The organism is Kitasatospora sp. NPDC034023, assembly GCF_055575795.1.
Window position 1 is genome coordinate 1 of record NZ_JBVIRY010000031.1, and the last position, 26,494, is coordinate 26,494.

General features: G+C 72.9%; 15 protein-coding genes. 12 read left to right on the forward strand and 3 right to left on the reverse strand.

What is annotated here, in order from left to right; all coding sequences use genetic code 11:
* The 11 genes from ACZ52R_RS32280 to ACZ52R_RS32330 all read left to right on the forward strand — a co-directional run.
* Positions 1 to 4,778, forward strand: a 4,778-nt coding sequence (locus tag ACZ52R_RS32280; protein ID WP_465754624.1) for an amino acid adenylation domain-containing protein, incomplete at its 5' end; no start/stop codon positions are given.
* Between the two features lie 93 nt (positions 4,779 to 4,871).
* Complete coding sequence (locus ACZ52R_RS32285) at positions 4,872 to 12,728, forward strand: amino acid adenylation domain-containing protein (protein WP_465754625.1); 7,857 nt, start codon at positions 4,872 to 4,874, stop codon at positions 12,726 to 12,728.
* A 96-nt stretch (positions 12,729 to 12,824) separates the two neighbouring features.
* Positions 12,825 to 13,034 carry an MbtH family protein gene (locus tag ACZ52R_RS32290; RefSeq protein WP_350517906.1) on the forward strand — a complete coding sequence of 70 codons (210 nt, stop codon included), beginning with the start codon at positions 12,825 to 12,827 and terminating at the stop codon, positions 13,032 to 13,034.
* Positions 13,035 to 13,068: 34 nt separating this feature from the next.
* A complete protein-coding gene (locus ACZ52R_RS32295; protein ID WP_465622212.1) occupies positions 13,069 to 14,064 on the forward strand; it encodes a TauD/TfdA family dioxygenase in 996 nt (331 codons plus the stop codon).
* On the forward strand, positions 14,061 to 14,429 hold the full coding sequence (locus ACZ52R_RS32300; protein WP_360507451.1) for a nuclear transport factor 2 family protein: 369 nt from the start codon (positions 14,061 to 14,063) through the stop codon (positions 14,427 to 14,429). The genes ACZ52R_RS32295 and ACZ52R_RS32300 overlap by 4 nt, the downstream gene beginning before the upstream one ends.
* Before the next feature lie 123 nt (positions 14,430 to 14,552).
* Positions 14,553 to 15,653, forward strand: a complete 1,101-nt coding sequence (locus ACZ52R_RS32305) for a branched-chain amino acid aminotransferase (RefSeq protein ID WP_465622211.1) — start codon at positions 14,553 to 14,555, stop codon at positions 15,651 to 15,653.
* Between the two features lie 41 nt (positions 15,654 to 15,694).
* A complete protein-coding gene (locus ACZ52R_RS32310; RefSeq protein WP_360507446.1) occupies positions 15,695 to 17,245 on the forward strand; it encodes a tryptophan halogenase family protein in 1,551 nt (516 codons plus the stop codon).
* Between the two features lie 27 nt (positions 17,246 to 17,272).
* Positions 17,273 to 18,529, forward strand: a complete 1,257-nt coding sequence (locus ACZ52R_RS32315; RefSeq protein WP_465664529.1) for a cation:proton antiporter — start codon at positions 17,273 to 17,275, stop codon at positions 18,527 to 18,529.
* A 5-nt stretch (positions 18,530 to 18,534) separates the two neighbouring features.
* The gene (locus tag ACZ52R_RS32320) at positions 18,535 to 19,080 is read left to right on the forward strand and encodes a flavin reductase family protein (protein ID WP_465622207.1); all 546 of its coding nucleotides are present in this window, start codon (positions 18,535 to 18,537) and stop codon (positions 19,078 to 19,080) included.
* Positions 19,077 to 19,919: a dimethylargininase gene (ddaH, locus tag ACZ52R_RS32325; RefSeq protein ID WP_465622205.1), complete on the forward strand. Its 843-nt coding sequence runs from the start codon at positions 19,077 to 19,079 to the stop codon at positions 19,917 to 19,919. The genes ACZ52R_RS32320 and ddaH overlap by 4 nt, the downstream gene beginning before the upstream one ends.
* 133 nt (positions 19,920 to 20,052) lie before the next feature.
* Entirely contained in the window at positions 20,053 to 21,780 is a 1,728-nt protein-coding gene (locus ACZ52R_RS32330) for a 2-isopropylmalate synthase (protein ID WP_465622203.1), read from the forward strand.
* On the opposite strand, the gene trpD is transcribed toward ACZ52R_RS32330, so the two are convergent.
* Positions 21,752 to 22,807, reverse strand: a complete 1,056-nt coding sequence (trpD, locus tag ACZ52R_RS32335; protein ID WP_465622201.1) for an anthranilate phosphoribosyltransferase — start codon at positions 22,805 to 22,807, stop codon at positions 21,752 to 21,754. The genes ACZ52R_RS32330 and trpD overlap by 29 nt on opposite strands.
* 155 nt (positions 22,808 to 22,962) lie before the next feature.
* Here trpD and pdxR point away from each other — a divergent pair, with 155 nt between their 5' ends.
* On the forward strand, positions 22,963 to 24,381 hold the full coding sequence (pdxR, locus tag ACZ52R_RS32340) for a MocR-like pyridoxine biosynthesis transcription factor PdxR (protein WP_465664531.1): 1,419 nt from the start codon (positions 22,963 to 22,965) through the stop codon (positions 24,379 to 24,381).
* Between the two features lie 21 nt (positions 24,382 to 24,402).
* Here the strand turns inward: pdxR and ACZ52R_RS32345 are convergent, their stop codons facing one another.
* Together ACZ52R_RS32345 and ACZ52R_RS32350 are read right to left on the reverse strand one after the other, a co-directional pair.
* A complete protein-coding gene (locus ACZ52R_RS32345; protein WP_350517895.1) occupies positions 24,403 to 24,978 on the reverse strand; it encodes an anthranilate synthase component II in 576 nt (191 codons plus the stop codon).
* A complete protein-coding gene (locus ACZ52R_RS32350) occupies positions 24,975 to 26,477 on the reverse strand; it encodes an anthranilate synthase component I family protein (RefSeq protein WP_465664532.1) in 1,503 nt (500 codons plus the stop codon). Before ACZ52R_RS32350 ends, ACZ52R_RS32345 begins: the two co-directional genes overlap by 4 nt.
* Between the last annotated feature and the right edge of the window lie 17 nt (positions 26,478 to 26,494).

Sequence of the window (26,494 nt, forward strand, 5' to 3'; positions counted from 1 at the left end):
CGCAGGTGCTGTGTGTCGAGCGGGTCGGGGTCGAGGACAACTTCTTCGACCTGGGCGGCGACTCGATCCTCAGCATCCAGGTCGTCGCCCGCGCCAGGGCCGCCGGCCTGGCGGTCAGCACCCGGGAACTCTTCGACCACCCGACAGTGCGCGGCCTGGCGGCCGTGGCCGAGCGGGCACCCGAGCCCGACGCGGACCACACGCCCGCCCGGACGATCACCGGCCCGGTCGGGCTGACCCCCATCCAGGCCTGGTTCTTCGAGCACCACCCGGCGGCCCCCCACCACTTCGACATGTCGATGACCGCCACCCTCAAGGACGGGGTGGACCGCACGGCCCTCGCCACGGCGCTGAACGCCCTGGTCGCGCACCACGACGGCCTGCGGCTGCGCTTCCACCGCACGGAGACCGGCTGGACCCAGCAGGCGGCCGAGCCCGGCGAGGCCGTCCCGGTGCACCACGAGGACCTCACGGCCCTGCCCGAGGACGAGCGGCAGGCCGCGTTCGACCACCTGGTCGCCCGGGCGCAGAGCAGCCTGGACCTCACGGACGGCCCGCTGCTTCGCTGCCTCACCGCCGATCTCGGTGCGGGTGGGGTGCGGATGGTGGTGGTGGCGCACCACCTGGTGGTGGACGGGGTGTCGTGGCGGGTGCTGCTGGAGGATCTGGCGGTGGCGTACGGGCAGGTGGTGTCCGGTGCCGCGGTGGATCTGGGCGTGAAGTCGGCGTCGTTCCAGGAGTGGGCGTACCGGCTGCGGGAGCTGGTGGAGTCGGGTGGTTTCGACTCCGAGCTGGCGTACTGGTCCGGTGTGGGCCAGGGGGTTGAGCCGGGTCTGCCGGTGGAGGGTGCGGCGGCGCGGCCCGGTGGTTTGCGGGTGGTGTCGGGCGCCTTGTCGGTGGAGGCGACGCGGGCGCTGTTGCAGCGGGTGCCGGGGGTGTACCGGACCCGGGTGAACGAGGTGTTGCTGGCGGTGCTGGCCCGGGTGCTGGGGGAGTGGACCGGCCGGGACCGGGTGCTGGTGGATGTCGAGGGGCATGGTCGTGAGGAGCTGTTCGCGGGCGTGGACGTCTCGCGGACGGTGGGCTGGTTCACCTCGGTGTTCCCGTTGGAACTGCCGGCGGGCGGCGACTGGGACGTGCTGGTCAAGGCGGTCAAGGAGCGGGTCCGTACGGTGCCGGGCCGCGGGATCGGGCACGGAGCCCTGCGCTACCTCGGCGTCTCCGCACAGGAGTTGGGCTCCGCCCGGGCCCAGGTGAGCTTCAACTACCTCGGCCAGTTCGACGGCCAGGGCGGCGCCGGTGACGACTCGCCGTTCCTGGCGACCGGCTTCCTGCAGGACGGCGAGACCAGCCCGCTCGACTCGCACCCCTACGTCCTGGATGTCGTGGGCCGGGTGGTGGACGGTCGGCTGCTGGTGGAGTGGGGCTGGCAGGAGGGCGTGTTCTCCGTTGCGGTGATCGAGGGGTTGTCCGCGGGTTTCGTGGCCGCGTTGGAGGAGTTCGTGGCGCACTGCGGGGTGCCGGGGGCGGGTGGGTTGACGCCGTCGGACTTCCCGCTGTCGGGGCTGGATCAGGCGGGTGTGGACCTGGTGGTCGGAGACGGCCGGGGGGTGGAGGAGGTGTTGCCGCTGTCGCCGATGCAGAGTGGCATGTTGTTCCACTCGCTGGTGGAGGCCGATTCTCCGGCGTACTTCGAGCAGTTGATGTTCACCGCCGATGGTGTGTCGGACGTGGGTGGGTTCGCCGCGTCGTGGCAGCGGGTGGTGGACGAGGTGCAGGCGCTGCGGGTGGGCGTCGTGTGGGAGGGCGTGCCGGAGCCGGTGCAGGTGGTGCGCCGGGGTGTGGTGCTGCCGGTGGAGGTGTTGGACTGGTCCTCGGTGGACGGGGACGGTCAGGCGGTGCGTTGGGACGCTCTGGTGGCGGCCGACCGTGAGCGGGGGCTGGATCTGCGGCAGGTGCCGTTGGCGCGGCTGACGTTGGTCACGGTGGCGCCGGGCCGGGTGCGTGTGCTGTTGACGTTCCATCACATCCTGTTGGACGGGTGGAGTCTGGCGCGGGTGCTGTCGCTGGTGTTCGACGACTTCGCGGCGCGTTCGGCGGGTTCGGCGCTGCCGCTGCTCTCCGGTGGTCGCGGTTTGGCGGCGCAGGTGGGCTGGTTGCGGGGTCGGGACGCGGGGGTGGCGGAGGAGTTCTGGCGCTCCGTGCTGGCCGGGTTCGAGTCCCCGGTGGCGCTGCCGTTCGACCGTCAGGTGGTGCGGGCGGGTCAGTCCCGTTCGACCGGCCGGGTCGGGGTGCGGCTGTCGCAGGAGCTGTCGGAGCGGGTGTTCGGGTTCGCGCGCCGGCATCGGCTGACGGTGAACGCGGTGGTGCAGGGCCTGTGGGCGCTGCTGCTGGCGGGCTGCTCGGGTCGTACCGACGTGGTGTTCGGGGCGACGACGTCGGGTCGTCCGGTGGAGCTGCCGGGTGCGGACGAGATGATCGGCGTGTTCATCAACTCCCTTCCGGTGCGGGTGGATCTGGACCCGCACCAGGGTGTGGTGGAGTGGCTGCAGGCGCTCCAGGCCGAGCAGGTCGAGGCCCGGCGCTTCGACTACCTCCCGCTCACCCGGATCCAGGCCGTCAGCGAACTGCCCACCGACCAGGCCCTGTTCGACTCGCTCGTGATCTTCGCCAACTACCCGGTCGACACCGACACGGCGGCCGGCCGCGGGCTGCGGATCAGCGAGGTCACCGCGGTCGAGGCGACCAACTACCCGCTCAACCTGGCGGCCTACACCGGCGTCGGGCTCACCCTCGACCTGCTGTACGACCCGGCGATGTTCGACGAGGGCACCGTCGAGGGCCTGCGCGACCAGCTGGTCCGGCACGCCGAGAGCGTCGTCGCCGCCGACGGCTCCACCACCCTGGCCGGGCTCGACCCGCTCGGCGCCGACCAGCGCCACCAGGTCCTCGACGACTGGGGTCGCGGGGCGCCGGCCGAGCCGGACACCACGCTCACCGCGGTCTTCGCCGAGCAGGTGCGCCGCGACCCCGGCCGGATCGCCCTGGTGGTCGGGGACGAGGAGGTCTCGTACGGCGAGCTGGACGTGCGGGCCAACCGGCTCGCCCACCGCCTGATCGAGCTCGGGGTCCGCCCGGACTCCCGGGTCGGGGTGTGCCTGGGGCGGCGCACCGAGCTGTTCGTCGCCCTGCTCGCGGTGCTCAAGGCCGGCGGCGGCTACGTGCCGCTGGACCCGGAGTACCCCGCCGATCGGCTGGCCTTCATGGTGAGCGACTCCGGCGCCGAGCTGGTCATCACCGACGCCGCGAGCGCGAGCGCGCTGCCGGCCGGGGAGGTCCGGCTGCTGCTCGGGGACGACCCGCAGGAGGTGGCCGCCGTCCAGCGCCGGCCGCAGACCGATCCGCAGGTACCCGTCCACCCGGACAGCCTGGCGCACGTGATCTACACCTCCGGCTCCACCGGGCGCCCCAAGGGCGCCGTGATGCCGCACCGGGGCGTGCTGCGGGTCGCCCACGACCCCAAGCTCGCCCTGACCGCCGAGGACGTGGTCGGGCAGCTGGCCACCATCTCCTTCGACGCGGGCACGCTGGAGATCTGGAGCGCCCTGCTGAACGGCGCGGCGCTCGCAGTGAGCCCCAGCCGCAGCATGTCGGCCGCCGAGCTGGGCGCGTTCCTGCACGGGTCCCGGGTGTCGGTGGTCTGGATCACCGCCGGGCTGTTCCACGAGATCGTGGACAGCGACGTCCAGGCCCTCGGCGGCCTGCGGCTGGTGATGTCCGGCGGTGACACCCTCTCGCCGGCCCACTGCGTGCGGGTGGTCGAGCAGGTGCCCGGCATCCGGGTGATCAACGGCTACGGGCCGACCGAGGGCACGGTGTTCACCTCGCTGTTCACCGTCAACGGCAACTACTCCGGGAACGGCCCGATGCCGATCGGCACCCCGATCGGCGGCACCCGGGTGTACGTCCTGGACCCGGCCCTGCGGCCGGTGCCCCCGGGCGTCGAGGGCGAGCTGTACGTCGCGGGCCAGGGCCTCGGACGCGGGTACGTCAACCGGCCCGGGATCACGGCCGAACGCTTCCTCGCCGACCCCTTCGCCGCCGACGGCTCGCGGATGTACCGCTCCGGCGACCTGGTGCGCTGGCTTCCGGACGGCAACCTGGACTTCGTCTCCCGGACGGACTTCCAGGTGAAGATCCGCGGCCTGCGGATCGAACTGGGCGAGATCGAGGCGGCCGTGGCCGACTACCCGGGCGTCGCCCAGGCGATGGTGCTGGCCCGCGAGGACGGCCCGGGCGGCAAGTGGCTGGTGGCGTACCTGGTGCCCGAGGCCGGTGCGCCCGCACCGGACCAGGCGCAACTGCGGGAGTTCCTGGCCCGCCGGCTGCCCGCCTACATGGTCCCGGGCGCGCTGGTGGCGCTGGAGGCGTTCCCGCTGACGCCCAACGGCAAGGTGGACCGCCGGGCCCTGCCCGCCCCGGGCACCACGGGTGGCTCGGAGGAGGAGTACCGGGCCCCCGCCACACCCATCGAGGAACTGCTCGCCGACATCTGGGCCCAGGTGCTCAAGACGCCGCGGATCAGCGCCGAGGCGAACTTCTTCGACCTGGGCGGCGACTCGATCCTCAGCATCCAGGTGATCTCCCGGATCCGGGAGACCTTCACCGTCGACCTGTCCGCCCGGACCCTGTTCGAAAACCCCACGGTCGAGGAGCTCGCGACAGCCGTCGAGGCCGCCCTCCTGGCCGCACTGGAACAGCAGGCCGACCAGCCGTAGCGCGGCCACCGCGAGACCGGCGCACGCTCGTGCGCCGGCCCCGCGGGCCCGCCGAACTCGAACCGACGTGCACACACGAAGAGGAGACACCCGATGGACGCGGCACGTGAGCGCCTGATCGAGTCGCTGCCGGAGCACATGCGGGCCGCGATGCGGGCGCGGCTGGCGGAGGGGGGCGGCAAGGACCGGCCGGGCCGGATCGTCCCGGCCGGCCGGGACCGGGCGCTGCCGCTGTCCTTCGCGCAGCAACGGCTCTGGTTCCTGGACGAGTTCGAGCCGGACAGCGCGGAGTACAACACCTGCAGCTCGCTGCGAATCACCGGAGAGCTGGACGTACGGGCGCTGTCGGTGGCGCTGTCCGCCCTGGTGGTGCGGCACGAGGTGCTGCGGACCACCTTCGACGCGGTGGACGGCGAGGCGGTGCAGCTGATCGGCGCGCCGTTCACCGTGCCGGTGCCGGTGGTGGACCTGCCCGGCGCCCCCCACCCGCAGGACCGCGACGACCGGGCCAAGGAACTGCTGCGGGCCGAGGTCGCCCGCCCCTTCGACCTGCGCACCGGACCGCTGCTGCGGGCCCTGCTGGTGCGCCTGGACGAACACGAGCACGTCCTCGCCCTGACGGTCCACCACATCGTCACCGACGGCTGGTCGATGGGCGTCGTGGCCCGCGAGCTGGGGGCCCTGTACGGGGCCGCGCTGGAGGCCGCAGCGGCGCAGCCCGAGGAGATCCTGGCGAAGGCGGGCCTCGCGCCGCTGGCCGTGCAGTACGCGGACTTCGCCGTGTGGCAGCGCGAGCGCCTGGCCGGCGCCGCGCTGGACGAGCAACTGTCGTACTGGTCCGGCAAGCTGGCCGGAGTGCAGGCGCTGGAGCTGCCGACCGACCGGCCCCGCCCGGCGGTGCGCACCTCGGCCGGCGCCCAGTACCTGTGCCGGCTGGACCCGGAGGTGACGGCCGGCCTGACGGCCGCGGCCCGGGCACGGGGCGGCACGCTGTTCATGAGCCTGGTCGCGCTCAGCTCCCTGGTGCTGTCCCGCTGGTCGGGCCAGCAGGACATCGCCCTCGGCACCTCGGTCTCCGGCCGCGAGCGGGCCGAGGTCGAGGACCTGATCGGCTTCTTCGTCAACACCCTGGTCCTGCGCACCGGTGTGGACGAGACCCGCTCCTTCGCCGACCACCTCGGCGCCGTCCGGGAGACCGTCCTGGAGGCGTTCGCGCACGCCGAGGTGCCCTTCGAGCGGGTCGTCGACGCCGTCGTCACCGAACGCGACCTCAGCCGTTCCCCGCTGGCCCAGGTCATGGTCTCGCTGCAGAACACCCCGGCCGAGAAGCTGCGGCTGTCCGGAGTGACCCTGGAGGAGTTCATCTTCTCCCGCGAGCAGTCCCTCTTCGACCTCGACCTCGACTTCTGGGAGCAGGACGGCGGCCTGCTCGCCGCCGTGCAGTACAACCCGGACCTCTTCGACGCCGCCACCGTCGAGCGCCTGTGCGGCCACCTGCGCCTGCTGGCCGGCCGACTGGCGGCCGAGCCGCAACGGCCGATGGCCGAGCTGTCGATGCTCGCCGACACCGAGCTCGACCTGCTGCTGGGCACCTGGTCCGGCACCGCCGACCGGCTCCCGGCCACCACCCTGCCCCAGGAGTTCGAGGCCCAGGCCCGGCTGACCCCGCACCGCACCGCACTGGTCTGCGCGGGCACCCGGCTGGACTTCGCCGAACTGGAGGCCCGGGCCAACCGCCTGGCGCACCACCTGATCGGCCACGCAGTGGGCCCCGAGGCACTGGTGGCCCTCGCCCTGCCGCGCACCGAGGACATGGTGGTGGCCGTCCTCGCGGTCCTCAAGGCCGGCGGCGCCTACGTCCCGGTGGACCTCGAACTTCCCCCCGAGCGCATCGACTTCATGCTCGACGACGCCGCCCCGGCCCTGGTGCTGACGGCCGGCGCAGCCCTCGCCCCGGCCGGGCGCACCGCACTGGACCTCACCGACCCCACAGTGCGGGCGGCCGTCGCCGCACAGCCCGCCACCGCGCCCACCGACGCCGACCGGCTGCGCCCGCTGCACCCGGCCAACCCCGCCTACCTGATCTACACCTCCGGCTCCACCGGCCGCCCCAAGGGCGTTCTGACCACCCATCAGGGCCTGCTCAACCTGTACCGCAACCACCACGACGAGTTCATCCGGCCCGAGCAGGCCCGCGCGGGCGGGCGCACCATGCGGGCCGCGCTGACCGCCGTGTTCTCCTTCGACACCTCGTGGGAGGGCATGCTCTGGATGGTCGCCGGCCACGAGCTGCACCTGATCGACGACGAGACCCGGCGCGACCCCGAGGCGATCGTCGAGTACGTGGCCACCGAACGCGTCGACCTGCTCGACCTGACCCCCACCTACGCCGAGCAGGTCCTGGCCGCCGGGCTCCTGACCGACCCGCGGCACCGCCCGGCGATCCTGATGCTGGGCGGCGAAGGCGTCGGCGAGACGCTCTGGCGCGAACTGCGCGAGGCCGCCGACACCACCGGCTACAACTTCTACGGCCCCACCGAGGCGACCGTGGACACCGTGTGGTGCCGGCTGGAGCAGTCTCCGCGCCCGGTCGTCGGGCGCCCGGTGCACAACACCGGTGTGCGCGTCCTGGACCGCCGGCTGCGGCCGGTGCCGGTCGGCGTGGCCGGCGAACTCCACCTGACCGGGCCCTCGCTGGCCCGCGGCTACCTGCGCCGTCCGGGCCTGAGCGCCGAGCGCTTCGTCGCCGACCCCTACGGCGCCCCCGGCGAGCGCATGTACCGCACCGGAGACCTGGTGCGCTGGAACGCCGACGGGGTGCTGGAGTACCTTGGCCGCGCCGACGACCAGGTGAAGGTCCGCGGCTTCCGCATCGAACTGGGCGAGATCGAGTCCGCGCTCGCCGCCCACCCCGCGGTCGCGCAGGCCGTCGTGGTGGCCCGGGACGGCCGCGCCGGCGGCAAGCAACTGGTCGGCTACGTGGTGGCCGTGCCGGGCGCACAGGCCCCGGCCACCGCCGAACTGCGCGCCCTGCTGGCCCGCAGCCTGCCCGACTACATGGTGCCCACCGCCGTCGTCGCCCTGGACACCCTGCCGGTGACCAGCAGCGGCAAGGTGGACCGGGCGGCCCTGCCCGCACCGGACCCCTCCGTCGTCCCCGTCCACGAGCGCATCGCCCCGCGCGACGCGGTCGAGGAGGCACTGGCCGGCGTCTGGGTGCAGGTGCTCGGGCTCGACGGGGTCGGGGTCACCGACAACTTCTTCGAGCTTGGCGGCAACTCGATCCTGAGCATCAAGGTCATCTCCCGGCTGCGCCGGCTCTTCGGGATCGAGCTCTCCGCACGCTCGCTCTTCGACCGCCCGACCATCGAGGGCCTCGCCGAACTGGTGACCCAGGGCCGCGCGGCCCGGCACACCGCCCGCATCGTCCCGGTCGGCCGCGACCGGGCACTGCCGCTGTCCTTCGCCCAGCAACGCCTCTGGTTCCTCGACGAGTTCGAGCCCGGCAACGCCGCCTACAACGCCGGCGGAGTGCTGCGGCTGAGCGGCGAACTCGACCTGGGGGCACTGTCGCTGGCCCTGTCCGCGCTGGTGGTCCGGCACGAGGTGCTGCGCACCACCTTCGCCGTCGCCGACGGCGAGGCCGTGCAGGTCGTCGGCGAGCCGTTCACCGTACCGGTGCCGGTGGTCGACGCCGCCGACGACACCGACCGGGTCGAGGAACTGCTGCGCGCCGAGGTGGCCCGCCCCTTCGACCTGCGCACCGGACCGCTGCTGCGGGCCCTGCTGGTGCGCCTGGGCGAGCACGAACACGTCCTCGCCCTGACGCTGCACCACATCGTCACCGACGGCTGGTCCATGGGCGTCATCTCCGGCGAGCTCGGCGCCCTGTACGGCGCCGCACTGGACAGCGACCCGACGGCGCAGCCCGAGCAGGTGCCGGCCAAGGCCGGCCTCGCGCCCCTGGCGGTGCAGTACGCGGACTTCGCGCTCTGGCAGCGCGAGCACCTGGCCGGCGCCGTCCTGGACGAGCAACTGTCCTACTGGTCCGCCAAATTGGCCGGCGTCCAGGCCCTGGAACTGCCCACCGACCGCCCCCGCCCGCCGGTGCGCACCTCGGCCGGCGCCCTGCACACCTTCCGGCTCTCTCCCCGGGCCACCGAAGGCATGGCCCGCACCGCGCAGGAGCACGGCGCGACCCTGTTCATGGCCGTCACCGCCCTCAGCTCGCTGGTGCTCTCCCGCTGGAGCGGCCAGCGCGACCTCACCCTCGGCACCCTCAGCTCCGGACGCGAGCGCGCGGAGGTCGAAGGCCTCATCGGCTTCTTCGTCAACACCCTGGCGCTGCGCACCGACGTGGACGAGACCCGCTCCTTCGCCGAGCACCTCGGCGCCGTGCGCGACACCGTCCTGGAGGCGTTCGCGCACGCCGAAGTGCCCTTCGAGCGGGTCGTCGACGCCGTCGTCACCGAACGCGACCTCAGCCGCTCCCCGCTCGTCCAGGCCCTGGTGGCCTACCAGAACACGCCCTCCGAGCCGATGCGGATGCACGGGCTGGAGCTGTCCGAGCAGCCGTTCGCCCGCGACTTCTCGCTCTTCGACCTCACCCTCAACTTCTGGGAGGAGGACGGCGCGCTGTGCGGCTCGCTGGAGTACAGCACCGACCTCTTCGACCCGCGGACCATGGCCCGGCTGGTCGGCCACCTCGAGGAACTGGCCTGCCGGGTCACCGCCGAGCCCGCCCGGGCCACGGCCGAACTGCCGCTGCTCACCAAGGCCGAGCAGGAGGAGATCACCGCCCGCCAGTCCGGCCCCGAGCGGACCCTGCCCACCTGCACCGCCCCCGAGCTGTTCGAGGCCCAGGTCCTGCGCACACCCGACGCCCTCGCCGTCGCGGCCGACGACGACGAGCTGAGCTACGCCGAACTCAACGCCCGCGCCAACCGCCTGGCCCGGCACCTGCGCACGCTCGGCGCCGGCCCGGAGACCGTGGTGGCCGTCGCGATGCCCCGCACGGCCGCCCTGCTCACCGCCCTGTACGCCGTGCACAAGGCCGGCGCCGCCTACCTGCCGGTGGACCCGCAGTACCCGGCCGAGCGGATCGCCACCCTGCTGCGCGACGCCCGACCCGTCTGCCTGATCACCGCCACCGACGACGCCCTCCCGGCCGAACCCGCACCCGGCACGGCGCACCTGGCGCTGGACGCGCCCGAGGTCCGAGAGGCTCTGGCCGCCCACGCGGCCGACAACCTCACCGACACCGAGCGCGGCGGGCCGCTGCTCCCGCAGCACCCGGCCTACGTCATCTACACCTCGGGCTCCACCGGCACCCCCAAGGGCGTCGTGGTGCCGCACACCGGCCTGGTGAACTACCTGTACTGGTGCGACCACACCTACCCGGGCATCCGGGGCGGCGCCCTGCTGCACTCCTCAGTCTCCTTCGACCTCACCGTCACCACCCTGTTCGCCCCGCTCGCCTTCGGCGGCACCCTCTACGTCGGCGACCTCGACGAACTCGACCCGAAGCGCTGGCAGGGCCGGCGCCCGGTGCCCACCTTCGTCAAGGCCACCCCCAGCCACCTCCCGCTGCTGGAGGCCCTGCCCGAGGGCGTGCTCCCCGAGGGCGACCTGGTGGTCGGCGGTGAGCAGCTGCTCGGCACCACACTGGCCCACTGGCGGGCCAAGCACCCGGGCGCCGCCGTCGTCAACGAGTACGGTCCCACCGAGGCCACCGTCGGCTGCGTCGTCCACCGCCTGGCACCCGGCGAGGCCGACCAGGACGGCGCCGTCGCCATCGGCACCCCGCTGTGGAACATGCGCGCCTACGTGCTGGACGCCCTGCTGCGCCCGGTGCCCACCAGCGTGGCCGGTGAACTGTACGTCGCCGGCGCCCAGTTGGCCCGCGGCTACCTCGGCCGTCCGGGCCTGAGCGCGGAGCGCTTCGTCGCCGACCCCCACGGCGCGCCCGGCGCGCGGATGTACCGCACCGGCGACCTGGTGCGCCGCGACCGCGACGGCGTCCTGGAATACCTGGGCCGCACCGACGACCAGGTCAAGATCCGCGCCCACCGGATCGAACTGGGCGAGGTGGAAGCGGCGTTGACCGCAGCGCCCGGGGTCGGTCAGGTCTCGGTGGTCGCCGTCGACGGGCCGGGCGGGCTGCGCCTGGCCGCCTACGCCGCGCCCCGCCCGGGCGAGAGCGAGCCGGCCGTGGAGGCGCTGCGCGAGTTCGCGGCCGCGGTACTGCCTGACTACATGGTCCCGGCGCTGTTCACGGTGCTGCCCGAGCTGCCGCTGACCGTCAACGGCAAGGTGGACCGCCGGGCCCTGCCCGACCCGTCCGCCACCGCCCCCGAGCCGGCCGCCGAGAGCCCGCGGGACGAGGCCGAGCGGCTGATCGCCGGCGTCTTCGCCGACCTGCTCGGCCTGGAGCGGGTCGGCGTGACGGACAGCTTCTTCGACCTCGGCGGCGACTCGATCCTGAGCATCCAGCTGGTCGCCCGGCTGCGCCGGGCCGGGCTGACGGTCAGCTCGAAGGACGTCTTCAGGGGCGGCAGCGTCCGCGCCCTGGCCCAGCTGCTGGCCGAGAAGTCGCCCGAGCAGCCGGCCGGATCCGCCGCGGCGCCGGCCCCCGCCACCGGCCCGGCGCCGCTGGCCCCGGTCCAGCAGTGGTTCTTCGAGCGCTACCGCGAGGAGCCCGGCCACTACAACATGTCCGTCCAGCTGGAACTGGCCGAGGACGTGCGGCCCGAGGCGCTCGCGGCGGCGGTGGCCGGTCTGACGGCGCACCACGAGGCACTGCGGATGCGCTTCACCGGCGACGGGGCCGAGCGGCGCCAGCAGCCGGTGGCCCCGGAGCAGGCGGCGCCGCTGGAGCGGGTGGACCTGTCGGCGGTGCCGGCGGACGCCCTGGCGGCCGAGGAGGCCGCCCGGGTCAGGGCCGCGCAGCGCTCACTGGACCTGACGGCCGGCCCGGTCTTCCGGGCGGTGCACCTGGACGGCGGCCCGTCCCGCCCGTCCCGGCTGCTGCTGATCTCGCACCACCTGGTGGTGGACGCGGTGTCCTGGCGGGTCCTGCTAGACGACCTGGCGAGCGCCTACCGGCAGGCGGTGGCGGGCGAGCCCGTCCACCTGGAGCCGGTCGCCACCTCCTACACCGGCTGGGTGAGCGCGCTGCGCGAGCACGTCGCGGGCGGGGCGCTGGAGGACGAGCGCCCGTACTGGGCGCAAATCGCCGCCGGAGAATCCCCGGCAATACCCCTGGATCACGCCGGTGGTAATACGGTATCGTCGGAGGCGGATATTTCGGCCGAATTGGACGAGGCGGAGACCGCGAAACTCCTGCGGACCGCCCCGGGCCAATACCGGGCGCGCACCGAGGAAATTCTGGTGGCGGCGCTCGGGGCGGCCCTGACCGGCTGGTCCGGGGGCTCCGGAATCCTGGTCGACCTGGAGGGGCACGGCCGCGACAGCGAACTCGACGGCTGCGACGTCGCGCGCACCGTCGGCTGGTTCACCACCATCTACCCGGTCCGGCTGCCGGCGCCGGCCACGGCCGACCCGAAGGCCCGGGTGCGGGCCGCGGCGAGCCTGCTGCGGGCCGTCCCGGGGCGCGGCATCGGCCGCGGAGCGCTCGCCCGGTACTCCGAGGCCGGCGACCCGGCCGCCGGGGCGTCGCCCGAGGTGATCTTCAACTACCTCGGGCGGTTCGAGGAAACACCTGGTGGGGGGCGGCAGGACGGCCCGTTCAGGGCCGTGCTGCCGATCGCCGACCAGCAGAGCGAGCGCGGCCGGCGCCCGCACCTGATCGACATCGCCGCCGCGGCGAACGGGAACCGGTTCACGGTCACCTGGCGGTACTCGACCGAACTGCACCGCGCGGAGACCATCGCGAAACTGGCCGAGAGCTTCCTGGCCGAGCTGCGTGACCTGCTGAATCCCGCCCGCTAGTTTCAGACTGCGGTTCAAAAACCGCCGGTTCCAGCGGGTGCGAAAAAGCCTGCCCGGCGGAAATCCCGACCACCGAATGCGACAAAGGGGAGAACCATGTCCAACCCGTTCGAGAACGACGATTCCGAATACCTGGTGCTGGTCAACGACGAGGGCCAGCACTCGCTCTGGCCGACCTTCGCCGAGGTTCCCGGCGGCTGGCACCGGGAATTCGGTCCGGCCGCCCGCCAGGAATGCCTGGAATTCGTCGAGAAGAACTGGACCGACATGCGCCCGAAGAGCCTGATCGAGGCCATGGGGGCCTGACCCGCCCGGCCGTACCACGCGTGGAGGAGACAACATGAACGGGACGCTGCCGCCGGAGTCGGCGGTGCTCGGCCCCTGTACCGGCCGGGTCGAGGGCAACGCAGACACGGCCGTGGTGGTCTACCGCCCGGCCGCGGGCGGACTGGACATCGCCCAGTGGGCGACCGAGCACCGCCCGCACCTGATGGACGCGCTCGCGACGTACGGCGCGGTCCTGGTCCGCGGGGTCGTGCACGAGGCCGCCCTGCTCAACGAGGTGGCCGGCCGCATCGGCGGCGAACTGCTCACCTACAACGAGCGGTCCACGCCGCGCACGCAGGTCAGCGGCAACGTGTACACCTCGACGGAGTACCCGGCGGCGCAGACCATCGTCCAGCACAACGAGAGCGCATACTCCGACGGCTACCCGCTCTGGCTGTTCTTCGCCAGCACCGTGGCCGCTGAGACCGGCGGCGAGACCCCGCTCGCCGACAGCCGCGCGGTGGCCCGGCGCCTGCCCGCCTCCCTGGTGGGCCGCTTCCGCGCCAAGGGCGTCCTGTACACCCGCGCCTACCGCGAGGGCATGGGCCTGACCTGGCAGGAGTCCTACCAGACCGAGGACCGCGCCAAGGTCGAGGAGTACTGCCGCTCGCACGGCATCGAGTGGACCTGGACGGAGGACGGCCTGCGCACCCGCCACCGCCGACCCGCGCTGATCACCGACCCGCGCACCGGCGAGGAGTCCTGGTTCAACCAGGCCCACCTCTTCCACTCCTCCAACCTGCCCAAGGAGACCCGCGAGGCGCTGGAGGAGATGTTCGACCCCGAGGACATGCCGCGCGGCGCCTACTACGGCGACGGCACGCCCATTCCGGACGAGGAGCTGGACCTGGTCCGCCAGGCCTTCGAGGACAGCGCCTACGCCTTCCCGTGGGTCGAGGGCGACCTCCTGATGGTCAACAACCTGCTGGTCTCGCACGGCCGCCGGCCGTACACGGGCAAGCGCACGACGCTGGTCGCGATGGCCGGGAACGGACACGGTGACGCATGAGCACTGAACGGACGGCAGGCACCGAGCAGGTGCGCACCTACTACGAGCTGGTGGACGCCCAGGACGTGGAGGGCCTGATCGCCCTGTTCGCCCCGGACGCGGTCTACCGGCGCCCCGGCTACGACCCGATGCGCGGCCACGACGGCCTGCGGGCCTTCTACACCGGGCAGCGGGTGATCGAGTCCGGCCGGCACACCATCACCTCGCTCACCGCCCAGGACGACCGGGTCACCGTCTCCGGGGTCTTCGAGGGGCGGCTCAAGGACGGCAAGGACGTCTCCCTGGAGTTCGCCGACTTCTTCACGCTCACCCCCGAGGGCCTCTTCCAGCGCCGGGACACCTTCTTCTTCGCCCCGCTGGTCTGACCCCCACCATCCGGGCCCTTCCCTTGCGGGCCCTTCCCGCCGGGCCCCTCGGCCCGACCCCGCCCCGGCCGGCCGCACCCGGCCGGGGCCGGCCCCACCCGAAGACCGTCCACAGGAGGCCGAGTGTCCCCGCGCATCGAGAGAAAACCCCTGGAGCACCCGCTGCCCGTCGCCGAACGGCTCGAGCGCACCCGCTCCGCCGCCTTCGGCTCGGCCCTGACCGAACACCTGGTCTCCGTCGAGTGGGACGCCGAACAGGGCTGGCACAGCGCCCAACTGCAGCCCTACGAACCACTGCTGATGGACCCGGCGATGGTCGGCCTGCACTACGGGCAGGTCGTCTTCGAAGGCGTCAAGGCCTTCAGGGCACCCGATGGGGCGATCCGCATCTTCCGCCCCGAGGCCCACGCCCGCCGCTTCCAGGACTCCGCCCGGCGGCTGATGATGCCCGAGATGCCGCAGGACCTCTTCGTCGCCGCCCTCGACGAGCTGACCCGCCAGGACCAGGACTGGCTGCCCGACGACCCCGAGATGAGCCTCTACCTGCGTCCGCTGCTCTACGGCAGCGAGCGCACCCTCGCGCTGCGCCCCGCCCGGCAGTACCGCTTCCTGTTGATGGCCTTCGTCACCGAGGCCTACTTCGGCCGGGACCAGAAGCCGGTGCGGGTCTGGGTCACCGAGGAGTTCTCCCGCGCCGCGGCCGGCGGCACCGGCGCGGCCAAGTGCGCCGGCAATTACGCGGGCAGCCTGCTGGCCCAGGAACAGGCCAAGGCCAAGGGCTGCGACCAGGTGGTCTGGCTCGACTCGGCGGAGCACCGCTGGGTGGAGGAGATGGGCGGGATGAACCTCTTCTTCGTCCACGGCTCCGGCGCCGGCACCCGGCTGACCACCCCGCCGCTCACCGGCACCCTGCTGCCCGGCGTCACCCGGGCCTCCCTGCTGGACCTCGCCGCCGACCTGGGCATCCCGGCCGCCGAGGAGCCGCTCAGCCTGGACGCCTGGCGCGCCGGCTGCGTCTCCGGCGAGATCACCGAGGTGTTCGCCTGCGGCACCGCGGCCCGGGTCAGCCCGGTCAACGAGGTCGCCACCGCCGACGGCTCCTGGGTCATCGGCGACGGCCGCACCGGCCCGCTCACCGCCCGCCTCGCCGAACTGCTGACCTCCGTCCAGCAGGGCACCGCGCCCGATGCGCACGGCTGGATGCACGACGTCCCGCTCGCCTGACCGCCGCCCCATCCCTTCACAACGACAGCCAAGGAGTACCCATGCCCAACAAGATCGTCATAGTCGGTGGCGGGACGTCCGGATGGATGACCGCCGCGTACCTGCGCGCCACCTTCGGCCCGAACGTCTCGGTCACCCTGGTCGAGTCCAAGCGGATCAAGACCATCGGCGTCGGCGAGGCGACCTTCAGCACCGTGCGGCACTTCTTCGACTACCTCGGCCTGCCCGAGGAGGAGTGGATGCCGCGCACCAACGCCACCTACAAGCTCGGCATCAGGTTCGAGAACTGGCGGCGCAAGGGCCACTACTTCTACCACCCCTTCGAGCGGCTGCGGGTCGTCGACGGCTTCCCGCTCACCGACTGGTGGCTCAAGGACCGGCCCAGTGACCGGTTCGACCAGGACACCTTCCTGATGACCTCGATCTGCGACAACGAGCGCTCCCCCCGCTACCTGGACGGCACCCTGTTCGAGCAGGAGTTCGTCGAGCGCCCCAAGGACGGCAACGCCTCGCGCACCACGCTGTCCGAGCAGGCCACCCAGTTCCCCTACGCCTACCAGTTCGACGCCTCGCTGCTCGCCGACTTCCTCTCCGAGTACGCCATCGAGCGCGGCGCCGTTCATATCGAGGACGACGTGCTGGAGGTCGTCCGTGACGACCGCGGCTGGATCAGCCACCTGCGCACCCGCGAGCACGGCGACCTGTCCGGCGACCTGTTCATCGACTGCTCCGGCTTCCGCGGCCTGCTGATCAACCAGGCCCTCGAAGAGCCGTTCATCTCCTACCAGGACACCCTGCCCAACGACCGCGCCGTCGCCCTGCGCGTGCCGGTGGACATGGCCAAGCGCGGCCTGCGCCCGGCCACCACCGCCACCGCCCAGGAGGCCGGCTGGATCTGGAGCATCCCGCTGTTCGGCCGCCTGGGCACCGGCTACGTCTACGCCTCCGACTACACCACCCCCGAGGAGGCCGAGCGCACCCTGCGCGAGTTCGTCGGCCCCGACGCCGAGGACCTGGAGGCCAACCACATCAAGATGCGGGTCGGGCGCACCCGCAACGCCTGGGTCAACAACTGCGTGGCGATCGGCCTGTCCAGCGGCTTCGTCGAGCCGCTGGAGTCCACCGGCATCTTCTTCATCCAGCGAGGCATCGAGCAGCTGGTCAAGCACTTCCCGAACGCCGACTGGGACCCGCAGCTGCGCAAGTCCTACAACAGCGCGATGGCCCACACCCTCGACGGCGTCCGCGAGTTCCTGGTCCTGCACTACAAGGGCGCGGCCCGCGACGACAACGCCTACTGGCGCGACGCCAAGACCCGCGTCATCCCCGACGGCCTGGCCGAGCGGCTGGAGCAGTGGCAGGTCAAGCCGCCGACCAGCGACACCATCTACCCGCACTACCACGGCTTCGAGGCGTACTCCTACCTCGCCATGCTGCTCGGCCTCGGCGGCATCCCGATCAAGGCCGTCCCGGCGATGTCGCTGATGGACTCCACCGCCGCCGCCAAGGAGTTCCAGCAGCTCAAGGACCAGGCGCAGGATCTCGTCAGGCGCCTGCCCAGCCAGTACGAGTACCTCGCCCAGCGGCACTGACCGTCCGTGGAGACAGGGAGAGCATTCGTGTTGGCGAGTACGTTCATCGAGCCGGCCCTGGTGGTCCTCGTGCTGGTCCCCGGCGCCCTGCTGGGCCGTCGGGCGGCCAAGGCGCTGGGCCAGCCGGCCGTGGTCGGGGAGATCGCGGCCTGTCTGGCGCTGGGCGCCCTGCTGAGCTCCCGGGTGCACTGGGGCACCCAGTCGCCCGGCTGGGACCTGTTCAAGGAACTCGGGCACCTCGGCCTCTGCCTGTTCCTGGTCGGCGCCGCCCACGAGATCCGCGGCGGCGGCCACCGCCTGCCCAGACGGGCGCTGGCCTGGCTGTCGGCCGGGTCGATCCTGGTCCCGATGGGCGCCGGCGCCCTGCTCGCGGCCTGGATCATCGCCGGCGGGGGAGGCCCGCACCTGCGCGGGGACTCCGGCACACCCGCCTTCGTGTTGATGCTCGCGATCGCACTGGCGGTCACCGCCGTGCCGGTGCTCGCCGGCATCCTGCGCGACCGCGGCATGGAGCACACCGAGGAGGGCCGGCTCTCGATGGCCTCCGCCGTCCTCATCGACGCCGTCACCTGGGTCCTGCTCACCCTGGCGATCGGCCTGCACAAGGGTGGCGACGGCCCGCTGCGCGCCGTCCTGGTGGTACTGGGCGGGGCGATGGCCGCGCTTGCCCTGCGCCGCCTGGCCGGCACCCCGGCGGTGGACCGGGCGGCCTGCGGCTACCCGAGGGCGGCGGTGCTGGCGGTGGGCCTGCTCGCCCTCGGCGCCGCCCGGCTGACCCAGGACCTGGGCCTGAGCGACGTGTTCGGAGCCGTCATGGTCGGCCTGGCGCTGCCGCCGGACGGCGGCCTCGGCCCCTGGACCAGGTCGGCCGACCTGCTCGGCAAGCTGGGCCGCGGCCTGCTGCCGGTGCTGTTCCTGACCGCCGGGACCACCCTGGCGGCCGCCCCCGGCGGAGCGTTCTCCTGGTCGGCCACCATCGTCGCCACCGCCCTCGCGCTGGCCGGAAAGCTCGTGGGCAGCTACCTCGGTGCCCGGGCCGGCGACCAGCCGCCGATCTCCTCGTTCAAGCTGGCCGCGCTCATGAACACCCGCGGTCTCACCGAGATCGTGATCCTGCAGATCGGGTACAGCGCGGGCCTCCTGCCGCCGGCGCTCTACGTCGCGCTCGTCATCATGGCGCTGATCACCACGGGGCTGAGCGGGCCACTGCTGTGGCTGGCCGACCGGATCGGGACCCGTGCGCCGGTGGCCGCCGAACCGATCCTCCAACAAGTCGAGCGGTGAGTCTCATGGAAGTCGTCGCAAACCCTGACACCATCCGTACCGCCCCGCCGAGTTCGCCCGAGGAGTTCCGGTCGCTGATGGCCGGCTTCCCGACCGGGGTCGCCATCGTCACCGCGGTCGACCGCGACGGCCGCCCCTGGGGCATGACCTGTTCGGCGCTGTGCAGCGTCAGCGTGGACCCGCCCACCCTGGCCGTCGGCATGCGGGCCGAGAGTCCGACCCTGCGGGCGGCCCTGGAATCGGACGCCTTCACCGTCAACCTGCTGCATGCCCAGGGCCGTTCGGCCGCCGAGCTGTTCGCCTCCGGCGCCCCGGACCGCTTCGACTCCACCGAGTGGAGCATGCCCGAGTACGCCGCCGGCCCCCACCTCACCGAGGCCGCGCACGCCGTCGCCGACTGCCGCATCACCCAGATCGTGGTGGTCGGGGAGCGGCGGATGGTCTTCGGCGAGGTCATCCAAGTAATCCGACTCGCAGACGACGACCCGCTGTTGTACGGAAGCCGACGCTACGGCACCTGGTCTGCCACCCAACCGAGGAGTCACCGATGAACGCAGCCGCGCCCCGCGGTGCCGTCACCCGACACGCCCGCCCCCGGAACTTCCTGATGTGCCGCCCGACCCACTACGACGTCAGCTACTCCATCAACCCGTGGATGCAACCCGCCAAGCCGACCGACACCTCGCTCGCCGTCGCCCAGTGGGAGCGGCTGCACGATCTCTTCCTGGAGCTCGGGCACACCATCGAGCTGATCGAGCCGATCCCCGGCCTGCCCGACATGGTGTACGCCGCCAACGGCGCCACCGTGGTCGACGGCAAGGTGTTCGGCGCACGCTTCCGCCACCAGGAGCGGGTCGCCGAGGGCCCCGCCTACCTGGACTGGTTCCGCGCGCGCGGCTACACCGAGCTGCACGAGCCGCAGTACGTCAACGAGGGCGAGGGCGACTTCCTCGTCACCGACAGCCACGTGCTCGCCGGCTGGGGCTTCCGCAGCACCCTGGAGGGCCACGCCGAGGCCCAGGAGTTCTTCGGCCGCCCCGTCGTCGGCCTGGAACTGGTCGACCCGCGCTTCTACCACCTGGACACCGCCCTGGCCGTGCTCGACGGCGACGAGATCATGTACAACCCGGCCGCCTTCTCCGCCGGAAGCCTCGCCGTGCTGCGCCGCCTCTACCCCGACGCCCTGCTCGCCGAGCCCGCCGACGCGGCCGTGTTCGGCCTCAACGCGATCAGCGACGGTCGGCACGTCGTGTTGCCCGAGGCCGCCACCGGCTTGGCCGGGCAGCTGCGCGAGCGCGGCTTCGAGCCGATCGGCGTCGACCTGACCGAACTCCTCAAGGCGGGCGGCAGCGTCAAGTGCTGCACGCTCGAACTAAGGCCCCGCGGCTGAGCGCCGCCGTCCCGGTCGGCGCCCGGCCGCCGGCCGGGCCAGCTCCAACTGACCGGAAGCGTCGCGACCGTTCCGCCATCGGTCGCGGCGCTTCCCTCTGCCCTGAGGTCGCGTGGTGACAGTGGAGATGACGATGACGCAAAGCATGCACGGCACAGGAAGCACCGGCAGATCCGACTGCGGACGCCAGCTCCCCAGCCCGATGCCGGTGCACAAGTACCGCCCCTACCGACCGATCGGCCTCACCGGCCGCACTTGGCCCGATCGCACCCTCGACCGCGCCCCGCTGTGGTGCAGCGTCGACCTGCGCGACGGCAACCAGGCCCTGATCGACCCCATGGGGGTGGACCGTAAGCAGCGCATGTTCGACCTGCTGGTCGCCCTGGGCTTCAAAGAGATCGAGGTCGGCTACCCGACCGCCTCCCGGGACGACCACGACTTCGTGCGTCGGATCATCGAGACCGGCGCGATCCCCCAGGACGTGGTCGTCCAGGTCATGGCACCGATCCGGGACGGCTTCCTGGAACGCACCGTGGACTCGCTGCGCGGCGCCCGCCGGGCCGTGCTGCAGGTCTTCAACCCGACCTCCGAACTGCAGCGCCGGCTCGTGTTGCGGATGGACCGCCAGGAGACCCTGGACCTCGCCCTGCGCGGCGCCCAGGAGGCGCTGCGCCTGCAGGATTCGCTGCCCGGCACCGAGCTCTACCTCCAGTACGCCCCGGAGTCCTGGACCCAGACCGAGCCCGAGTACGCGCTCGAACTGTGCAACGCCGTCCTGGACTTCTGGGCGCCCCGGGCCGACCACACCCTGCGCGTCAACCTGCCGGCCACCGTCGAGGTCTTCCCGCCGCACGAGTTCGCCGACCGCATCGAGTACATGCACCGCAACCTGGCGCACCGCGAGCGTACCCTGCTGTCCGTCCACCCCCACAACGACCGCGGCAGCGGGGTGGCGGCCGCCGAACTGGCCGTCCTCGCCGGCGCCGACCGGGTCGAGGGCACCCTGTTCGGCAACGGCGAACGCTCCGGCAACGTCTGCCTGGTGACGCTCGCCATGAACCTCTTCTCCCAGGGCGTCGACCCGATGCTCGACCTGCGCGACCTCGACGGCATCCGCCGCGTGGTGGAGGACGTCAACCGCCTGCCCGTTCCGGTGCGCCAGCCCTGGGCGGGCGACTTCGTCTACACCTCCTTCGCCGGCGCCCACCAGGACGCCATCAGCAAGGGCTTGGCCGCCCGTACCGGCGACCCTGACGAGCCCTGGCAGGTGCCCTACCTGCCTGTCGACCCGCGGGACATCGGGCGCGACTACCAGGCGCTGATCCGGATCAACACCCAGTCCGGCAAGGGCGGCGTCGCTCACCTGATGCGCCGTGAGTACGGCATCGACCTGCCGCGCCGGCTGCAGATCGACTTCGCCACCGTCATGCAGCGCGTCTGCGAGCAGATCGGGGGTGAGGTCGACTCCGCCGAGCTCTGGCGCACCTTCGAGAAGACCTATGTCGCGCCCGGCCAGGCGCCCGACGAGGCCGAATCGGCCACCGTGACGGACCGCTTCGACGAGGACGGGCCGACGGCTGAGGGGGAGTGGGCCGAACAGGCCCGCTCGCTGCTCGCCGCCGCCGGCGGCACCGCTCGGCTCGGGCACCTGGACCTCCACAAGGCAGGCGGCCGCACCCAGGCGGTCGTCGCCTGCTGCGAACTTCTGGTGGACGGCCGCCCGGTGTGGGGAGTGGGTATCCACGAACGGGCCGGGCAGGCCGTGCGGGCCGGGGTGTGCGCGGCCCTGGAGCGCATCCGCCGCACCGCCCGGCCCGTGGACGGCGCCGCGATCAGGACACCGTCGTCCGCGGCGCACTGACGGTCACCCAGTGATCCAGCAGGGCCGCAGCGGCCCCCGAGTCGACCACTTCGGCGGCCCGCGCCAGCGTAGCCGCCAAGCGGTCGGCGACCGGCTGGTGCGACGGCTCCAGGGCGGCCAGCCCGGCCGCCGCGGACAGCAGGACCGCGTCGCGCACCGGACCGCGCTCGCCGCCCAGCACCGAGCGTGCTACGGCGGCGTTGTGCGCCGCGTCGCCGCCGCGCAGCGCGCCGCGATCCGCGAGCGCGATTCCCAGCCGACGCGGGTCCAGGCGCTCGCACTCGACCTGTCCGCCGTGCGTCGACCAGATCGTGGAGGAGCCGGTGACGGTCAGCTCGTCCAGGCCGTCGTCCCCCCGGAACACCAGCGCGCTCACCCCCCGCTCGGCCAGGAACTCCGCGATCAGCGGCCCCAGCCGGGGGTCCGCGACCCCGACCGCCAGCGCGCCCGGGTCGGCCGGATTGGTCAGCGGGCCCAGCGCATTGAACACCGTCGGCACCGCCAACTCCCGCCGCACGGCCGAGGCGTGGCGGAACGCCGGATTGAACGCCGGGGCGAAGCAGAAACCGATGCCCACCTCCCGCACCGAGCGCACCACCTCCTCGGGCGAGGACTCCAGGCCCACGCCGAGCTGCTCCAGCACATCGGCCGAACCCGACGCGGAGGACGCCGAACGGTTGCCGTGCTTGACCACCCGTGCCCCGGCCGCCGCAGCCACGATCGCCGACATGGTGGACACGTTCACCGTACGCGCCCCGTCCCCGCCGGTGCCCACGATGTCCACGACAGGCCCCGGTACGCTCAGCGCCACCGCGTGGCTGCGCGCGCAGGCGACCAGTCCGGCCAGCTCTCGCGCGGTCTCGCCCTTGGCCCGCAGCGCCACCAGGAAGCCGGCCAGCTGCGCCGGGCCCGTCTGGCCGCGCATCACCCGGTCCATCGCCCACGAGGTGTCGGCGGCATCCAGATCGGTCCCGGCCAGCAGCGCGGTCAGCAGCCCCGGCCACGTCCTCTGATTGATTCCCACCATGAGTTCCTCACCTGATATCGGATTCCGGTTTCGTCTGCCGGGCCGTTCGGCCCCGCATCGGGAATTCTTCCGTCGGAAATCCGCGTGCCACCAGACCAATTGACCGCTGCTCCCTCGGACCGCTTTTCCACGACAATTCCCCAAAGGGAGTACCGATGACTTGGCACACGCTGATCGAGGTCTCACGGAAAGCCGGACCCTCCCTCACCGCCCAGATCCAGGGCACACTGCGGCGCGAGATCACCGAGGCGGTCCTGCTGCCCGGCACGAGACTGCCCTCCAGCCGCCAGCTTGCCGAGGACCTCGGCGTCTCGCGCAGCGTCGTGGTGGAGGCCTACGGGCAACTGATGGCCGAGGGCTACCTGGAGGCCACGCCCGGCTCCGGCACCCGGGTGGCCGCTCGCCCCACCGCCGCCTCGCCCCCGCCCACCCTGCTGCGCGAGGACCCCGCCCCACCGGTGCGCTGGGACCTGCGCACCGGCACCGCCGGCCTGCCGAGCTTCCCGCAGCGCGAATGGCTGGCTTGCTACCAGAACGCCGTGCGTGGCGCCTCCCGGCGCGACCTCGGCTACCCCTCGCCCTCCGGGGTGCCCGAACTGCGCGCCGAACTGGCCGGCTACCTCGGCCGGGTCCACGGCGTGCACACCACGCCCGAACAGGTCGTGGTGGTGTCCGGTTTCGCCCACGCGCTCGGCCTGGTCTGCGCCGTCCTGCCGGAGTTGGGCATCGACGCGCTCGGCATGGAGGACCCCTGCCACCTGCGCCAGCGCCAGTTCGTCCGTGAGACCGGGCTGCGCCCGCACGCCGTCCCGGTGGACGGCGACGGCATCGACGTGGCCGCGCTGTACCGCTCCGGGCTACGGGCAGTCCTGGTCACCCCCGCCCACCAGTTCCCCACCGGCGCGGCGCTCACCGCCGAACGCCGCGAGTCGCTGGCCCGATGGGCCAGGGACGTCGACGGCTGGGTCATCGAGGACGACTACGACGGCGACCTCTGGCTCGCCCGCGGCGTGCGCGTCCCCGCCCTGCAACGCCTGCTACCCGAACGCACCCTCTACGGCGGCACGGCCAGCAAATCCCTGGCCCCCGGCCTGCGGCTGGGCTGGCTCGCCGTGCCCCGCCGCCTGCTCGCCCCGTTGGAACGGGTCCGCTCCCGGCGGGACCTCGGCTCCGACGTGCTCACCCAGCTCGCTCTCGCCGAACTGATGCGCTCCGGACTGTTCGACCGCCACCTGCGCGCCCAGCGTGCTCACCTGCGCGGCCGCCGCGAGAGCCTCGAACTCGCCGTCCAGCGCTTCCTGCCCGGCACCCGGATCCTGGGCACCGCCATGGGACTGCATGCCTACCTGCGCCTGCCCGACCACGTGGACGAGGCCCGCTTGGTGGCGGCCGCGCTGCGCCGCTCGGTACTGGTCCAGGGCGGGCGGCTGTTCCACCACCGCCCGCGCCCGGACGCCCCGGCCCTGGTGCTCGGCTACTCCAACCTCCCGCGCTCGGCGGTCACGGAGGTCCTGCGCACCCTCGGCGAGGCCTGCGCCGAACAGCCGGCCGGGCGCCGCCGCAGCTGCGCCTGACCGGCTGTCCGGAATCTGTTCTCAGGAGCGAGCCCCAGCCGCCAGGAAGTTCTCCAGCAGCCGCATCCCACCGGTGGTAGTGATGCTCTCCGGGTGGAACTGCAGCCCCTCCACCGGCAGGCTGCGGTGCCGCAATCCCATCACGTAGCCGTCGTCCGCGGCGAGCGCGGTCAGCTCCAGCTCCTCGGGCAGCGGCTGCGCCACGACCAGCGAGTGGTACCTGGTTGCGGTCAGACTGTTGCCCAGCCCGGCGAAGACGCCCCGGCCATCGTGCGTCACCGTGCTGGTCCGCCCGTGCATCAGCCGGCCCGCCACCTCCACCCGGCCGCCGAAGGCCAGCGCGATCGCCTGGTGCCCCAGGCACACGCCGAGCAGTGGGATCCGCCCGGCGAAGGCGTGCACCAGCTCGACGTGGCCGGAGGCCGCCGGGTGTCCCGGGCCCGGGCCGAGCAGGATTGCGTCCGGGGCGGATGCGGCCAGTTGCCCGGGGGTGCGGGTGTGGGCGCGCACGACCTCGGTCTGCGCGCCCAGCGAGCGCAGGTACTGGTCGATGATGTGGACGAAGCTGTCCCTCGCGTCCACCAGCAGGACCTTCACGCCGTCAGCTCCTCACCGGTCAACGCCCAGTACCCGGCGCCCAGTTTCGCCAGGGTCTCGTTCCACTCCGCCTCCGGCGTCGAGTCGGCCACCACTCCCGCCGACGCCTGCACCGAGTACACCCCGCTGTGGTGGGAGACGGTGCGGATGCACAGCGCCAGCTCGCTCCAGCCGCCGACGTCGATCAGCCCGACCGCGCCCGCGTAAGCGCCGCGCGGCTCGTGCTCGATGTCCTGGATGAGCTCCATTGCGCGCAGCTTCGGCGCGCCGGTCATGGTGCCGGCCGGGAACGTCGCGCAGAGCGAGCGCCACACGTCCGCCTGCGGCTCCAGGCGGGCGGAGACCGTCGAGACCAGGTGGAAGACGTGCGAGAAGGTCTCCACCGTCATCAGGCCCTCCTCCGTCAGCGAGTGCGGACGGCACACCCGGCTGAGGTCGTTGCGCGCCAGGTCGACCAGCATGATGTGCTCGGCCTGCTCCTTCGGGCTGGCCAGCAGCTCCTTGATCCGCCGCTCGTTGGCCTCCGGGTCGCCGTCGCGGCGGGTGGTGCCGGCGATCGGGCGCATCACGATCCGCTCGTCCTCGATCCGGAACAGCAGCTCGGGGCTGGCGCCGATCAGCGTGCCGCCCGCGTTGGGCAGCAGGTACATGTGCGGCGAGGGGTTGCGCGAGCGCAGCCGCCGGTACACCTGCTCGGGGGTCAGCGCAGTGCACACGTCGATCCGGTGGCCCACCTGAATCTGGTAGATGTCGCCGACCCCGATGTGCTCCAGGCAGCGCCGCACCCAGCCGAGAAAGGTGTCGCGCTCGACGGTGTCGCGCACCGACTGCGGGCGGGCGGCGGGCGGGCAGGCCTGCGCCGGTGGCGCCTGGGCGGCCTCCCGGGCCGCGGCCGCCACATCCGCACCACCGGCCGTACCGAACGCGGCGCACTGCGCGCTCAGCAGGAGCGGCCGCTCGGGGTCGTCGAAGCGCACACAGTCCCTGAAGAGGGTGAACACCGCGTCCGGGCGCTGCGCCGGCCGGGTACGCGCGGGCAGCTCGTCCATGTGCCAGGCCGCGTCGTAGGCCAGGTTGGCGAGGAAGCCGAAGCCGAACCCGGCCGGAGCCCGCTCTCGGTCCACGGCGAACAGGCCCTGGGTCCTGCGCAGCAGCTCCCACACCACGGTTGCGTCTCCCGGGTCCAGCCGGTCCAGGCCCTCTCCCGGGGTCGCCGGGAGGCCCAGGTCCGCGGCCACGGAGCGCAGCGCGGCGCGCAGCTCGGGCATGCCGTCGATCTCCAGGTAGGTGTCGTACAGCCTGATCTCGGCCAGCCGCCCGTAGCCGACCATGGCGGGCCCGCCGGGGTGGCCGGTGTCGGTCAGGCTCTCCAGCAGGTACACCTCGCCCGGCCCGTGGCGCCGGCCCAGCCGGCTGTACAGCTCCAGCGGGTCGTGCGCCGGCAGCGCTGCGGCGCCGATCCGGACGGCGAACGGGGGCGGTGGCGGAACTTCTGGCATCGGAATCCTCATCGCGA